This window comes from Geminocystis sp. GBBB08, from assembly GCF_016743215.1.
Classification (GTDB): Bacteria; Cyanobacteriota; Cyanobacteriia; order Cyanobacteriales; family Cyanobacteriaceae; genus Geminocystis.
On sequence record NZ_VRZC01000001.1, the window covers coordinates 23,488 to 38,963 of the forward strand.

15 protein-coding genes are annotated in these 15,476 nt (G+C 34.7%); 5 read left to right on the forward strand and 10 right to left on the reverse strand.

Annotation, left to right across the window (positions count from 1 at the left end; translation table 11 throughout):
• Positions 1–174: 174 nt before the first annotated feature.
• The 4 genes from zwf to FWJ34_RS00140 all read left to right on the forward strand — a co-directional run bounded on the left by zwf (position 175) and on the right by FWJ34_RS00140 (position 5,308).
• Positions 175–1,704, forward strand: a complete 1,530-nt coding sequence (zwf, locus tag FWJ34_RS00125) for a glucose-6-phosphate dehydrogenase (RefSeq protein ID WP_308253202.1) — start codon at positions 175–177, stop codon at positions 1,702–1,704.
• Between the two features lie 386 nt (positions 1,705–2,090).
• On the forward strand, positions 2,091–3,455 hold the full coding sequence (gene opcA / locus FWJ34_RS00130; protein ID WP_308253204.1) for a glucose-6-phosphate dehydrogenase assembly protein OpcA: 1,365 nt from the start codon (positions 2,091–2,093) through the stop codon (positions 3,453–3,455).
• Positions 3,456–3,707: 252 nt separating this feature from the next.
• Positions 3,708–4,805, forward strand: a complete 1,098-nt coding sequence (gene tgt, locus FWJ34_RS00135) for a tRNA guanosine(34) transglycosylase Tgt (RefSeq protein ID WP_308253252.1) — start codon at positions 3,708–3,710, stop codon at positions 4,803–4,805.
• 332 nt (positions 4,806–5,137) lie between these two features.
• The gene (locus FWJ34_RS00140; RefSeq protein ID WP_308253205.1) at positions 5,138–5,308 is read left to right on the forward strand and encodes a hypothetical protein; all 171 of its coding nucleotides are present in this window, start codon (positions 5,138–5,140) and stop codon (positions 5,306–5,308) included.
• Between the two features lie 34 nt (positions 5,309–5,342).
• Here the strand turns inward: FWJ34_RS00140 and FWJ34_RS00145 are convergent, their stop codons facing one another.
• Complete coding sequence (locus FWJ34_RS00145) at positions 5,343–6,344, reverse strand: aldo/keto reductase (RefSeq protein WP_308253206.1); 1,002 nt, start codon at positions 6,342–6,344, stop codon at positions 5,343–5,345.
• A gap of 65 nt (positions 6,345–6,409) precedes the next feature.
• Complete coding sequence (ltrA, locus tag FWJ34_RS00150) at positions 6,410–8,161, reverse strand: group II intron reverse transcriptase/maturase (protein WP_308253208.1); 1,752 nt, start codon at positions 8,159–8,161, stop codon at positions 6,410–6,412.
• A 920-nt stretch (positions 8,162–9,081) separates the two neighbouring features.
• Here ltrA and FWJ34_RS00155 point away from each other — a divergent pair.
• Positions 9,082–9,429 carry a DUF4007 family protein gene (locus FWJ34_RS00155; RefSeq protein WP_308253209.1) on the forward strand — a complete coding sequence of 116 codons (348 nt, stop codon included), beginning with the start codon at positions 9,082–9,084 and terminating at the stop codon, positions 9,427–9,429.
• 58 nt (positions 9,430–9,487) lie between these two features.
• Here the strand turns inward: FWJ34_RS00155 and FWJ34_RS00160 are convergent, their stop codons facing one another.
• The 8 genes from FWJ34_RS00160 to FWJ34_RS00195 all read right to left on the reverse strand — a co-directional run bounded on the left by FWJ34_RS00160 (position 9,488) and on the right by FWJ34_RS00195 (position 15,413).
• A complete protein-coding gene (locus FWJ34_RS00160) occupies positions 9,488–9,883 on the reverse strand; it encodes a PIN domain-containing protein (protein ID WP_308253210.1) in 396 nt (131 codons plus the stop codon).
• Position 9,884: 1 nt separating this feature from the next.
• Complete coding sequence (locus FWJ34_RS00165; protein ID WP_308253211.1) at positions 9,885–10,082, reverse strand: type II toxin-antitoxin system VapB family antitoxin; 198 nt, start codon at positions 10,080–10,082, stop codon at positions 9,885–9,887.
• A gap of 99 nt (positions 10,083–10,181) precedes the next feature.
• On the reverse strand, positions 10,182–11,099 hold the full coding sequence (locus FWJ34_RS00170; protein ID WP_308253212.1) for a hypothetical protein: 918 nt from the start codon (positions 11,097–11,099) through the stop codon (positions 10,182–10,184).
• A 369-nt stretch (positions 11,100–11,468) separates the two neighbouring features.
• Positions 11,469–12,557, reverse strand: a complete 1,089-nt coding sequence (gene rsgA / locus FWJ34_RS00175; RefSeq protein ID WP_308253214.1) for a small ribosomal subunit biogenesis GTPase RsgA — start codon at positions 12,555–12,557, stop codon at positions 11,469–11,471.
• An 8-nt stretch (positions 12,558–12,565) separates the two neighbouring features.
• Positions 12,566–12,784, reverse strand: a complete 219-nt coding sequence (locus tag FWJ34_RS00180; RefSeq protein WP_308253215.1) for a sulfurtransferase TusA family protein — start codon at positions 12,782–12,784, stop codon at positions 12,566–12,568.
• Between the two features lie 107 nt (positions 12,785–12,891).
• Positions 12,892–14,019, reverse strand: coding sequence for a molecular chaperone DnaJ (dnaJ, locus tag FWJ34_RS00185; protein WP_308253216.1), 1,128 nt, complete (start codon positions 14,017–14,019; stop codon positions 12,892–12,894).
• Between the two features lie 106 nt (positions 14,020–14,125).
• On the reverse strand, positions 14,126–14,341 hold the full coding sequence (locus tag FWJ34_RS00190) for a chlorophyll a/b-binding protein (RefSeq protein WP_308253217.1): 216 nt from the start codon (positions 14,339–14,341) through the stop codon (positions 14,126–14,128).
• Positions 14,342–14,669: 328 nt separating this feature from the next.
• Positions 14,670–15,413 (reverse strand): pantothenate kinase, encoded by a 744-nt coding sequence (locus tag FWJ34_RS00195; RefSeq protein WP_308253218.1) that lies wholly within the window; start codon positions 15,411–15,413, stop codon positions 14,670–14,672.
• Positions 15,414–15,476: the final 63 nt, after the last annotated feature.

Sequence of the window (15,476 nt, forward strand, 5' to 3'; positions counted from 1 at the left end):
ACCCTAAAATAGATTTTACTTTTTATTTTGCACTCGTGTCTATTAACCCATCTTGAAATGACGTTTAAAATAACACCCTAGGGCAAGTTAACAAAACTTTACTTATAGCAAGAAAATCAATCACATTTTGAGAGAGAAACTAGAATGAAAGTGGTTGTTTAAAAACAGAATTAAATGTTGACACTACAAGAAAATCCTCTCAGAGTTGGCTTAAAACAAGCAAAAACTCCAGAACCATTAATCTTAGTTATTTTTGGTGCATCAGGAGATTTAACCCAAAGAAAATTAGTACCTGCTTTATATCAATTGAAAAAAGAAGGGCGATTACCGCCAGAAATGACTATCGTAGGCGTAGCACGACGAGAATGGAGTCATGACTATTTTCGAGAACAAATGCGAGAAGGAATCGAGGAATTTTCTGACGGTATTGGGCAAGAAGACTTATGGGAAGATTTTGCCCAAGGACTTTTTTACTGTGACGGAAATATGGATGAAGCCGAAAGTTATGAAAAATTAAAGGCATTTCTCGAAGATTTAGACGGTAAAAGAGGCACAAGAGGTAATCGTGTTTTTTATCTAGCAGTTTCTCCTAAATTTTTTCCCCCTGCCATTAAACAATTAGGGGCGGCAGGAATGTTAGATGATGCTTTAAAACATCGTTTAGTCATTGAAAAGCCTTTTGGTAAAGATTTAAGCAGTGCGCAGGTATTAAATCGTATTGTTCAAAAAGTTTGTAAAGAAGAACAAATTTACCGTATTGATCATTATTTAGGTAAAGAAACGGTACAAAATTTAATGGTATTTCGTTTTGCCAATGCAATTTTTGAGCCGTTATGGAATCGCAACTATGTTGACAATATTCAAATCACGGTAGCCGAAACTGTAGGGGTAGAAGAAAGGGCAGGTTACTATGAAATGGCAGGGGCTTTAAGGGATATGGTACAAAACCACCTTTTACAGCTATTTTGTCTAACAGCCATGGAAACACCTAACGGAGTCAATGCTGATAGTATTAGGGGTGAAAAAGTCAAAGTTTTACAATCAACTCGTTTAGCGGATGTCAAAAACTTAGAAAAAAGCGCTATTAGGGGACAATATTCCGCCGGATGGATGAAGGGAAAAGCGATTCCGGGTTATCGAGACGAAAAAGACGTAAATCCTCACTCGACAACTCCTACTTTTGTGGCGTTAAAATTAATGGTAGATAATTGGCGTTGGCAAGGTGTACCTTTTTATTTACGCACTGGTAAACGATTACCAAAAAAAGTTTCTGAGATTGCCATTCAATTTAAAGATGTGCCTTTAACTATTTTTCCTTCGGCGGCACAACAAACTAATCCGAATATTCTCGCCTTGCGCATCCAACCCAATGAGGGCATTTCTTTAAGATTTGAAGCCAAAGTTCCGGGATCTGAATTACGCACTCGTACAGTAGATATGGATTTCAGCTATGGTTCATCTTTTGGTATTAACACCGCAGACGCTTATCACCGTTTACTTTTAGATTGTATGTTAGGGGATCAAACATTGTTTACCCGTGCCGATGAAGTAGAGGAAGCGTGGCGTATCGTTACTCCGGCTTTAACAGCGTGGGATGCTCCTTCTGCTCCTGATTCTATACCATTATATGAAGCAGGTACATGGCAACCTCCAGAGGCGGAATTTTTGCTTAACCGTGACGGGCGTAAGTGGAGAAGATTATAATAACCACGAATGCTCAATTCTGACAACTTCTATTTTTGTAGAGTGGGCAGTGTCCACAATTTTTCTATCTATTTTATCGTCATGTATCGCCCACAATTTCTTTATCTATTTTATAGTCATCAAAATAAAGTTTAATAAATTTTTCTGTTTATCATGAATTACTAATAACAGATAATTAGATTCTATGAAAGTTAAATGGTTTTACCTAATTAAATATCTTACTTTCTTTTGTTATTTGCCCAAAATCCCTATTATAAAATTCTAAATGTATAAATGTGGACTAAAAGACAAAATAAGACTTACACAGATGACTATTTTTTAGATTCTATATCATGGAAATGTGAGCATTGCCCAGCCTACATAATTATTTAATACACAAAAAAACCATGACAACTCCCTTAGTATCCTTACAAGCACCAAAAGATGTTGATTTAGAATACATCGATCACGAATTAAGACAAATTTGGCAAACTTATACAGGCTCAGGTGACGGTTTAGCCGCAACAAGGGCTTCTAGTTTTAGTTTTTTAGTATATGAGCCGGAAGTTACACAGCCTTTACTAGCCGCTCTCGGTTTTTATACCGGACCTGTAGATGGAATTGGTGGACCTCGTACTACTTCAGCCATTAAAGCGGCTCAAAAAGCCTATGGTTTAGAAATTACAGGGCTTTCTTCCCCTGAATTGTTAGCTAAACTTAGGGTAGAATTTGAGGCAAAACAAGCTAAAGGTAAAATCGATTTAGCAGACTTAGCTTCAGTGCAACAGTATTCTCCTGATATTGAAGGTGCTGGAATTGCTGATGCCATTGCTTCTATTAATCCTTGTCGTATTATTACCTTATCACCGACAACGGAAAAAGATGAAGGAGTAAGAGCTTCCGTATCGGCTTATTGCCCAGTAAATAAACGTTCTGCTAATACTTTAATCTGTTGTGAGTATATCAATATTACTGGAGTTGCTTCTGCTTTTGAACGTATCGGAGGTATTATCTCTGAATTGATGATTCCTGATTTACCTAAATTTATTTGGTGGAAAGCTGGGATTGATCAGGAATACTGCCTATTTCAACGATTAATTAAGGAGTGCGATCGCATAATTGTTGATTCGAGTACTTTTGCACAACCAGAAATAGAGTTACTGAAAATAGGTAAGTTATTAGATCAAGATTTACCCCTGATTGACTTAAATTGGGCTAGATTATCAGCATGGCAAGAGTTAACGGCGGAAGCATTTGATCCTCCTGAAAGACGTAGTGCTATTTGGGAAGTTGATCAAGTTACTGTTGACTATGAGAAAGGTAACCCAACTCAAGCCTTAATGTATTTGGGATGGTTAGCTAGTCGCTTGAATTGGCAACCCATAGGCTATACTTATGAAAGTGGCACTTACGACATCACGACTGTTAAGTTTCTTACTGCCGAAGGCAAGGAAATCAATACAGAATTAGCAGGAGTGCCGATCGCAGATTGGGGTTCAGTTTTGGGGGATTTAATCAGCTTAAAACTAACTTCTACTAACCTTAACGCCGATTGTTGTACTGTTTTATGTTCAGAAACAACAGGTTGTATGAGAATGGAAGCAGGAGGAGGTGCGCAATCTTGTCGCATTCAGCAAGTAACTTCTTTAGCAGATCAAGATACTGAACAATTATTGAGTCAACAATTACAGCGTTCAGGCAAGGATGTTCTTTATGAAGAAAGTATGATAGTAACAACTCAAATTTTACAATTATACTTAGAAGGAGAATAACTTAACTACAGTAAAATTTTTGGTTGAGATGAACCAATAAGTAGGTATAGCAATCCTAAATCATTCGTCAAGAATTAAAGATTAAAAAATAAATCTGTAAATCTTACTATACCTTAAAGCTGACCACTGAAAGCTGATAGCTGATAGCTAACACCTCTTTAAATCTCACAACTCCCATAGTAGGATTGCTATAGTTGCTTTTGATTCCTAATTCCTAATTCCTAATTCCTAATTCCTAATTCCTAATTCCTAATTAATTTGTCTTATTCTTTAATTGCATCTTGTTCTCATACTAAAGCACGGGCGGGGGTTTTTTCTACTCCTCACGGTTGCGTAGATACCCCTAAGTTTATGCCTGTCGGCACCATTGGCACTGTTAAAGGTATTACTCCTGCACAACTAAGAGATGTCGATGCTCAAATGATTTTGGGCAATACTTATCATTTACATATTCAACCCGGAGAGGAAATAGTTGCTAAAGCTGGAGGTTTACATAATTTTGTCGGTTGGGATAAACCCATGTTGACTGATTCAGGTGGTTTTCAAGTATTTAGTTTAGCTAAATTACGACAAATTACCGATAAGGGGGTTAAGTTTAGATCGCCCAGAGACGGTAGAATCATTAACATGACACCAGAAAATTCCATTAGAATACAAAATGCCTTAGGTGCAGATGTGATTATGGCGTTTGATGAATGCCCTCCGGCTACGGCGACAAGGGATGAAGTGATAAGGGCAGTAGAAAGGACTTATAAATGGTTGCAAAGGTGTATGAATGCCCATGAAAAGCCTGATAAACAAGCCTTATTTGGTATTGTGCAAGGAGGAATTTATGCTGACTTACGCACTCAATCGGCGTTAGATTTAGTTAGCTTAGATTTACCCGGTTATGCCATTGGCGGCGTTAGTGTGGGCGAAAAACCTGAGTTAATCCATCAAATTATACAATGGACGACTCCTCTTTTACCTGTCAATAAACCCCGTTATCTTATGGGTGTCGGTAGTTATAAAGAAATGGTGATTGCGATCGCCTCTGGTATCGATTTATTTGATTGTGTAATACCGACTCGCTTAGGGCGACATGGTGCGGCATTAGTGCAGGGTAAGAGAATAAATCTGAAAAATGCCCCCTATAAAGAAGATTTTACCCCTCTTGATCCCCAATGTAATTGTTATACTTGTAAAAATTTTACCCGTGCCTATCTTAACCATTTATTGCGTTCAGGGGAAATGTTAGGTTTTATTTTGTTATCGTTACATAACTTACATGAGTTAATTAATTTTACGAATAAAATTCGTCAAGCCATAATTAATGATACTTTTGTCGCAGAATTTGCCCATTGGCTGTAAAGAATGAGGAATGAGGAATTTTTTTAACAAGTCAGTTATCAGCTTGTAAGGTTTTAATATATTAGACTTCTTGCAGAAGTTAGGGAAGAGGGAAAAGTGCATAAAATTGATCTTAAACTATCCTAATTTGATCATAGTTTTTATTTTGCAAGAGGTATATTAAACCCCTACTAATTACTAATTATAAGTGGCACAGGCATCTTGCCTGTAATTGAGTACTTCCTAATCCCTAATTCTTAATTCTTAATTCCTCTTAATGTTAAAAAATGTTAAGATGTTAACAAAATTTAATAAAAACATATAATTACTGTTTAATCAGGAGTTTCTTAACTATGACTCAGCCTCAACCCACTAAAACCCCTAATCTCGAAGAACCAAAATTCGGCTTTAATAACTATGCTGAAAAGTTAAACGGTAGGGCAGCGATGATCGGTTTTATTATTACTTTAGCCATTGAATATTTTACTGGACAAGGTTTATTAAGTTGGTTAGGGTTAAACTAATCATTATGGAAATGTGGGCAATGCCCACCCTACTTTATGTTGTTTGAAAAATATTTTGAATCATTTGTTTATCTAAATTTATGGCAATTTTTTCTAATTCTGTTACTTGGGCTGAAGATAAACGCCAACCTAATGCACCAATATTCTCTCTTGCTTGATGTAAATTTCTAGCCCCTGGAATTGGAATTGTACCTTGACAAATACACCAATTTAGGGCAACCTGACTCATGGTTTTTCCGTTATTTTTGGCGATCGCCTCTAAAGTGTGTAATAAAGGTTGAATTTTCGGTAATAATTCCTTAAATAAACCTTTTCTCGGTCCTGATGGTAAACTATTTAAGTCTTGATATTTACCGGTTAAAATACCCAAAGTCAGAGGGCTATAAGCAATAATTTTAATGTCTAATTCCTCACATAACTGTTTTAATCCTAACCTCACCAAAGGATAAGTAGATAATAAAGAATATTGCACTTGTAAGGTACTAATTTTTACCCCCTGTTGTCGTAAATATTCAGAAGCTCGTTGTAAATTTTTTGGTCCATAATTAGATAAACCAATCCCTTTTACCAATCCTTGATGATATAACTGTGCCAACCCCTCCCATAATGGTTTTTCTTGCCAAGGGAAGTATTTTGCGGGAGACCAGTGCATTTGAACTAAATCTACGGATCTTCCTAGTCTTTTAGCTGATTTTTCACAAGCCTTAATCATGGATTGAGGAGTTAAACGCCAAGGATAAACCGCTAATTTTGTGGCAATGGCAACTTCATTTTGATGATCTCCTCTGTATTCTCTAGCAAATTTACCTAAAAGAGTCTCACTGCGTCCATTTAATTTACCCGTGCCATAAGAGTCACCTGTATCAAACCAAGTTACCCCTTGAGATACATGAAGATTGAATACTTGCTGTAATTCTTCATCCATTGTCATCTCATAACCCCAAAGAAACCGATTACCCCAAGCCCATGTGCCACAGCCGATGGGAGAAAGTAATAAATCGTCAGCTACTCTTATTAAAGTAGGAGTAGCCGTCACCGACTAAACCTCTCTACGAACCGTGCATGAAACTTTCACTTCACACGGCTCTTTAAATTATGCCTCTATGGAGTACAAATCACTGCGTTTTTACTTCTACCTTTAAGGCTTCCGTCTGTTGCAGTTTTACTATCGTGACAATGTCGATGAAGTAACTGTAGATTAGTGTTTTCGTTTCCTCCTCCTAGTGATTTGGGGATAACGTGGTCGATTTCTACTATGTCACCATCTTTTAAATATAATCCACAGTGGTTACATTTTCCTTTTTGTCTCTTCATTAGACTAGCTTTTTGATTTGACATTTCAGGATGCTTACCTAAACGACTACACCAATACATTAAATCTCCATCAAAAAGGCTTTTATTCCCTTTGACTTTGACGTGTCTGACAATGGGGGTATCAGCGTGTTTAAGAAGTTTGTATTTAATACTGCCCTTTTCTTGAGTTCCAAAACACCAGTTTCTCATTTTTCCGTTAGAATAATCTGATTGCCAATATTTGTCTGCTACCCATGATTTTGACTTCTTAGGATGTCTTCTTTCACTCCATCTCTTAAGTTGTTGATATATAATATGATCACAATGAGAATAAGTTTCTTTACTACAGACTGAGCTATAATAATTACTCCAACCTCTGATTATCGGATTTAATTCCTTAATCAACACCTCCTGTGGAGATGATTTGTGCCTTCTTATGACATCGCCAATCTTTTTGAGATGAGATTTTACTTTACTTTCAGAAGGTTTTATGATAGTCTTGAATCCTAATTGACTTCCGTTTGTCAATTTACCACTATGACATTTACCCACTGGGTACTGTCTAATGTTAAATCCAAGAAAATCAAAACCAACTTGTCCCTTATGCTCCAAAAGTGTGTGGGATATTTTGGTTTTACTCGGTTTTAATTCTAGTCCTATTTCTTTCAACCAGTTTTCCATAATTACTTTACATTGCAGAACTACATCTAAGTCTTTGTGCAGGATTAAAAAATCGTCTGCATATCTTATTAGATTAGGAGTTTGTTCATTGTGTACCTTTTTACCCTTTAAAGTTCTGGCGTATTTCTTGACTTCTAATTCCATACCGTGTAAGGCTATGTTTGCCAATAAGGGTGATATGACTCCTTCTTGTGGTGTGCCTTTGTCAGTAGTAATTAACATTTTATTATCCAAAACTCCATTTTTTAACCATGCTTTCACTTGGTTTGTTAGGGTGGGATAAGTACCTAATTTAGTTAGTAATTTATTATGGTCGAAATTATCAAAACACCCGCTAATATCCGCATCTAAAACATATTTTGAGTTAATTTTTATTGAATTGAATATCGCTTGTATGGCATCATGACAGTTTCTAGCTGGTCGAAATCCGTAAGAATTTTCCTCGAAAGTTGCCTCCCATTGTGGCTCTAAGCCTAGTTTGACTAATGCTTGTAATGCTCTATCTTTTATGGTGGGTATTCCTAAACCTCGTTTTTCTCCGTTGGCTTTTGGTATCCATACTCTGCGTAACGGATGGGCTTTCTTGCCTACCTTCAGATTATTCACGAGTTCGAGTCTTTGTTTCGATGTGAGAGACTTTTTACCATCCACTCCTGCCGTCACTTTTCCTTGATTGTCTTGAGTTACTCTACGAGTTGCCCAAAGTTTCCCATAAAACGATGAGATTAGTAATCGTTGTAATTTGTGTACTAATTTGACATTGCCACTTTGACTTGCTTTGAAAATGCGCTTCTGTAATCTGAACACCGCAATCTCTACGACTTTCCAGTCGATTTGATTCCAGAAATTCATTTTATCGATAGATTTTACCTTCGTCATAAGTTTAATTACATTATTGTCTTTTCATTACATAATTCAAATGTGTACGTCAGCATATCTTTTACGTTACATAAAAGCGTTGGCTTTTTACACAATCTCTTCCCTAATAATCATGCACTGGTTGTTACTTAAGGTTTTCGACCTCCTTAAGAGATTAAGAGGGATTACTTCGTTCCTATTTTCCGTATTACCTGACTTTAGACTCTCACTATCCACCGACTCTTTATAGATGTTCCCAGTTTAAGAAAAACAACTTACTGGTATGTTAGAGTGTTACCTTTTGGTCTAGCTTGTCAGCCTTTTAGCTAGTTTGGAATAACGATGGTTCAAACGTGAGTTTCTTTCGTAGTCATAGTCAGTATGCTAGATGTGTACCAATTTAGGCTATTAGTATTTACACCGTTTAATCCTGCTTTAGCCTATGGGATTACCAGTTCCAAGTGACTAAGGAATATGCACTCAACCCAACATCGGGGCGGTAGGCTTTTCACCTACACGAAAAACAAGTTATCAAGGTACTTCTTTTTAGGTTCGGTTATCACTACCTATAGTGTGCGGTAATTCGCTTGTGTGATTATTACGATCTCTTAACGTTTCCCTTCTTTTAGGTGGTTGTTGAGTATTTCTACTTAACCGTTTCGTGATTATTGAACTGTCGGGGTTCTGATTTATTGACCTTCAAAATTGCCTAAAAAGGGCTTATAATTTGTTTTAGGTCATTTTGTACCTTGCTAGGTTTACGTTGTTTAAAAGCGTCTCTCAGTTATCACTGATTTAACTCAACTTTGACCTAAACGAGTCGCACATTTTCGATTCCATCATAGTCATTTTGTTGTTTTAAATTATCATAAAAGTCAAAATACTTGATATACATTCAAAGTATAATATTATTTTCACAACACTGTCACGTCAAACTAATAATGATTCAAACTAATTTGGAGTTCAATTTTTTGGAAAATGGTGTAACTCCAACTTTTGCTCGTCATGAGACTTTTCATCCCCGTTGGGGGTGGTTAAAGAAAGGTTTTGATGTGGCATCTAATGATAGTAATATTTTCAACTCCGAAGATGCCCCAGTTAGGTTAGGAGTGGGCAAGAATATGGTTCGATCGCTCCGTTATTGGTGTTATACTTTTAAGATTATTGATACTGAGTTAGGATTAATTTATCAGCCCAAAAATAGCAAGTATTACCGTTTTCGCTTTGGTAGTAAGACGAATTTACCATCAGTGATAATCGTAGCCCACCCTACTCAAAAAATTAAGTAATATTTGTTAATGAATAATAGCACTCTTCCCTAATTTTATTTTTGATCTTAATTTCTTTTTAAGAAAAAATAATTGTTTGTAAATCTCTTACTTTTTTAATAGTTTCAAAATCTTTATCATTATGAATTAAAATTAAATTATAACTGATAGCTAGTTGAGCGATGCAACAATCAATGCTACTTCTAACCGTTAAACCTTTACGTCTTAAATCATAGAAAATACGAGCAGAGTTAATCAAAATAGGACTATTTTCTGTAAGATAATCTTGATCATGCAAATAAATTTCTAATAGCTGCCATTCCTTTTCATTTTTAGCACCTTGTAATAATTCCATTTGGATAAAATGACTCAAAAAGAAAGGATTATCTTGAATAATATTTTCTAAATTTTTTCTTTTAATTCCTATTTTATCTCTAAAAATATTAACCAAAACAGAAGTATCAATTAGATACATTTTAGTTATTTCTTAATTCCTTATAATTATAGTCTTCTCTAAATTCAATTTTTCCACTTAAATCTAATAAATTCAGTTTTTTTCGATTACGAATTAACTCTTTTAAAGCCATATTTACTAACTCTTTTTTTGTTCTTACATTAGTTAAACGGAAGGCTTCTTCTAGTAAACTATCATCAAGATCAATATTAGTTCTCATTTTCTTATGTAAAATGTGTAAATATAAAAACATTATACAATAAATGATTCTCAATGTCTAATCCTATCTACTTAATGTTTCCTAAACCCAAATTTATTATTAATGGTTTTCTACACATAAAAATGGTTGTAAGAAAGATTTGATAAAACATTTTTTGATTATGATTTTTAAATCTGTCACGGTATTTTTAACTTCTTCTGCTAAATCTTCGGCAAAATCATCTACTTTACTCCTCTCTTGAAATGCTAATTTCTTCAGATCTTTTTCCCATCTATTAATCATTTCACTGCTAGGAGATTCTAATATTTCTAACCTTTGCTTAAATTGAGTTTCAACACTTCCATCTTGATTAATTGTTATTTCTCCGTCCAGAATTTTACTAAGAAATTCTCCAGCTGATATGCCATTTTCTAAGGCTTTTATTTCTATTTCTCTAATTACTTTAATTGGTAATTTTAATGAACTTTTCTTTAATAAATTTTCACCAAAAACAATTTTTTCAATGCGGTTAGCTGTAATTTTATGAGCTTCATAAGTATCTAAAACTTCTTGCCATTTTTTGATTAATTCTTCTTTGCTTAATTTGATTAATAAACGAGCTTGAGCTTCATTTTGAGGAATAATATTAAATCCTGCTTTTATTAGTTGAATCGCAATACTTGAAGATTCAATTACTTGATTTGCTCTCCATACTGGATAGTAAACTGCTTTTTCACAATAGTCTTTAAAGCATTCATACTGATTTTTATATAAGCGATAATATTTAACTTGATATAACTGTATCCCTAATTTTATATAGCTAATTCTGTTATATTTAATACTATTAGTAATCTGCTCTAGTTGGTTATATCTTCCTTCTTCATTTAAATAATAACATTCTTCTAAAATTGATTTATAGGGATCGTTTATACTTTCCCAAAATAGTTCATTACTATTCTCTTCACCACAACTATAAAGAAGAGCGATCGCCTGATCGACTTTTTTTGTTATTTTTTTTTTCTCTAATAATTGATTCATGATTGTGTTGATAATTTTTACTATTTTTTAGTACATAATTAGTACCATCTTTCTCTTGGGCTTTTCATTATACATCTTTTGCTTAAACTATACCTAATAATTTTAATTATATTTTTTTTAGCTATAATTAAGTAATGATAAACAGCTTATTTTAAAGTTTTTAATAGTAAATAATATTAATTAAATAAAGAGAATATAAGTATCTTAATTCCTCAAAGTTTTTCTCAAAAAATTTTTATTTTTGTGAATCTATTGGCGTTTTTTCAAAAATGAGGATTTTAGCCTTAACCTCCAAATGTAGGAGAGTTAATTTGTATTTACCATTAAACTTTGGGCATCAATTAGCAAATCCGGAGGGCTTGGATTATTTTAATCTTCAAAATCTAATTCATCATCAAGAGAATTAAAAGATTGAGAAGTATATAAATCGTCTAATTTTTGATTAGTAACTTTACGAGAAACCCGTCGGTATTTTTTTGCTTCTAATTTTGGTTCGTCACATTTCTTCCCTGATGCTTTTATTTTTGTCTTTAGTATCGATTCTTCTCGTTGATGGGCAATTTTCTCACCATAGGCCATCGCTTCCTCTAAAAATTTGAGATAATAGGGGTAACGTTCCCATGATCCTTTTACAATACAATCAGGCTCATCTTTATGGACACAATTATGAAACTTACAATTATTTTCAGCTAATCTTAATCTCCCTTCAGGAAAACAATGAATGAGAGACTCCGACGGAAAATCAAAATTTGGTTGATTAAAACCAGGACTATCAGCGATAAAACCACCGTCTGTAAGTTCAAATAATTCTACATGACGAGTGGTATGACGACCTTTTTGTAACTTACCAGAAACTGAGCCAATACGCAGTTCTAAATCAGGGATCAATAATGAAGTAAGGCTAGATTTGCCAACACCGCTAGGTCCTGCTAAAATAGTAATCTTATTGTGTAAAACTTCTTGTAAATCAGAAATTCCCTCCCCAGTATTGACACTGAAAAAATAACTCTTATAGCCCCAGTTTTTTAGCCTTGTTTGCCATGCTTCTCTGTGTTTGGTAGTAATCAAGTCAGCTTTGTTTAATCCTAATAACAGCCTTAAATTTGTGGATTCTACCTTAACTAAAAAACGGCTCAGTTGTACAGGATCTAATGTAGGTTCTTCTAAAGCAAATACTAATAAAATTTGTTCAGCGTTGGCTATGGGCGGACGTTCTAATACTGTTTTTCTTGGTAATACTTCAACAATAGCACCTCGATCAAATTCCCTTGACTTAATTGTAACTCGATCCCCGACTAGCACTGATTGCCCAATTTTTTTTAAGCGAGTAGGACGTGTACACAAAAGAGTGTCTTTTCCAGAATCCAAACACACTTGATAAAAGTTAGCTTGAACAGCTACAACCGTACCAATATACAACCTCGATTCTTGATCAAAAGATAATTGCGGTGTAACCATAACTCCAATTAAACCCGCACTGAAAGACTAAAGAAATCTCCTTGATCCTCTATTCCTTCTACTTTGTAACCTTCCATTACCAAACTATTGGGTACTTGCTCTATCGGTTCACCAGTATCTAACCATATTTCAAGCAACTCCCCTGATGACATTTTTTCTAACTGTAACTTACTGCGGACAAAATTAATAGGGCAGGGAGTGCCTCTTAAATCTAGTGTTTTAGTCATAAATTATAAATATTATCAAGTAATAGTGATAGGGTGACAAGGAGATTAGGAGATTAGGAGACTAGGAGATGCAGTTGACTTTTTGCTTTCTCATTCTAAATTCTAAATTATTTATGAAATATACTATCTAAGAATCCTTCAAATCCTCTTTTAGAAGTATGTTCACCTTTAATCTGAGCTAATTTTTCTAATAACTCCCTTTCTTCAGAATTAATTTTATTAGGAATTTCTACCTTAATGGTTAATAAATGATCACCACGACTAACAGAGTTACCTAATTTCGGCACACCTTTATCTTCTAACGTCATTACTGTATTTGGCTGTAATCCTGCTGGAATGGTAATTTCATGATCGCCGTCAATGGTAGGCACTTTAAAACGACAACCGAGAATCGCTTGTAAATAACTAATACTAATTTCTGACAAAATATTATTCCCTTCCCGTTTGAATTGGGAATCAGTATCTACTGATAAATATACATATAAATCTCCCGAAGGACCACCACGAGTACCAGCATCTCCTTCACCACTTACCCTTAAACGAGTACCAGTGTCAACTCCTGCCGGAATGGTAATTTTGAGCTTTTTATTAACTTGTTTTCTACCTTGCCCACCGCAAGATTCACATTTTTCCTCGATAATTTGCCCTTCACCGTTACAAGTTGGACACGTTGAAACCTGTGCAAAACTGCCAAAGGGCGTTTTTGTAGCCCTTCTTACTTGACCAGTCCCACTACAAGTACCACAAGTTTTCGCTGAACTACCGTTTTTAGCACCCGTGCCGTTACAAGTTTGACAATTCTCTAAATGAGGAATTTTGATCTCTTTTTCACCGCCAAAAATTGCTTCTCGGAATTTTAACCGTAAATCAAGACGTAAATCATCGCCCCTAGTAGGTCCACGACGACGAGTCGTAGTACCTGTCGCACCGCCAAAACCACCACCGAAAAAAGTTTCAAAAATATCAGCAAATCCGCCCATGTCTGTTTCAAATCCAGCGCCACCAGCTCCAGCACCAGAAACTCCCGCTTCTCCAAAGCGATCATAACGTGCTTTTGTCTCCGGTTCAGATAACACTTCATAGGCACGATTAATTTCTTTGAAGCGTTCTTCGGCATCAGCATCTTTATTGACATCAGGATGATATTTCCTTGCCATTTTACGATAAGCTGATTTTAACTCTTCTTTTGTTGCAGTACGGGGAACGCCCAATATTTCGTAGTAGTCGCCTGGCATATTACTTTTTGATACTTCTTTTACTAATCTGCATCTATACACTATCATTTGCCTTTATCTTATCATAAGAATCTCTCCTTTATGACAAGATAAGACATTTTTTAATTTAAAGGTTAGTAAACCAAGTGATTAAACCTTGCCCGGTTAACACTTCAAAACTAATAAGAGAAATAAAACCGATCATCGCTAAACGACCATTTAATTTCTCAGCATATTTATTGAAACCAAATTGTTGATTTGAATCTACATACATTTTAGGCTCAATGGCGTAGTTATTCAAACGTCCTTGATCCTCTACTACAAAACTGTTTTTTGCTTCCATGATTAATATATTTTTATGATTGCTTATGTTAAGTATTTTAACATTATGTTAAGTTATTTTGCAATAAATTGACAAAAATATATAAATAGTGTATTAAATATTTTCAATTGCTTATGGTTAAGCCAAGACGCATTCATTTAACTTATATTTTTTTGCTAACTCCTAACAAGGGGTTTAAACCCTTTACCTTGACTCAAACGTTTACTTCCCTTTTCCCTCTTGCCAAATTCGCTCTTTCCTATCTTAAAAAATCAACTTAGATGCTTTCTTAGTTTATTTATGAATATGAATAAAAATAAATTTTGTTGGTATAATAAAGAATAAGTAGTTATAAATCTTCTATATATTTTTGTATTCCTAAAAAAATTAGGTGAGAATTGAGTACAATTTTATTACTAATATCAGGTAAAATCACTTCTAAATATTGAAATAATAATAAAGCGTCACCGCCAGTTAAAATAATGTTACTTTCAGGGTATTTAGTTAACCAATCTTGACTAAAATCTCCTATAGTGGCGATAAGAGTATAGATAACACCACTTTGTATTGCACAAGGAGTATTTTTTGCCCAACGAGGTATTATTTCCCTGATTATCTCAACTTCTGGTAAAGCTGCGGTATTGAAAAAAAGAGTTTGTAATTGTAATTTTACTCCCGGAAGAATTGCACCGCCGATTAATTTTTTATCTTCATCTGCGCCGGTAAAAGTTAAAGCAGTGCCGCTATCAATTACCAGACAAGGAAAACCATAAGTACATCCTGCCCCCCATAATGCTAAAATGCGATCGACTCCCATAGTTGAATAAATATCTTGTAAAGGAAGAATGTTCGGATTAATAATGGTAGTTTGAGGGAGAGATAAATAGATTTTCGTAACCGAAGGCACAACCGAGGCGATATATAAGGGAATTTGTGCTTTTAAGTAAGAATAAAGAGTCTTATCTAAAATATGGGGTAACTCTGCCAAAGATTCAGCTTGAGAAGTATTCCATGTTTGTTGTATTTTTTCGTCTTGAAAATAGCACCAATGGAGTCGGGAGTTGCCGATAATTAAACCTAGCCAGTTATTCAAAGTTTTAATGATAGTTATACTTAGAATTTAGAATTTAGAATTTAGAATCAGAAAGCAAAAATT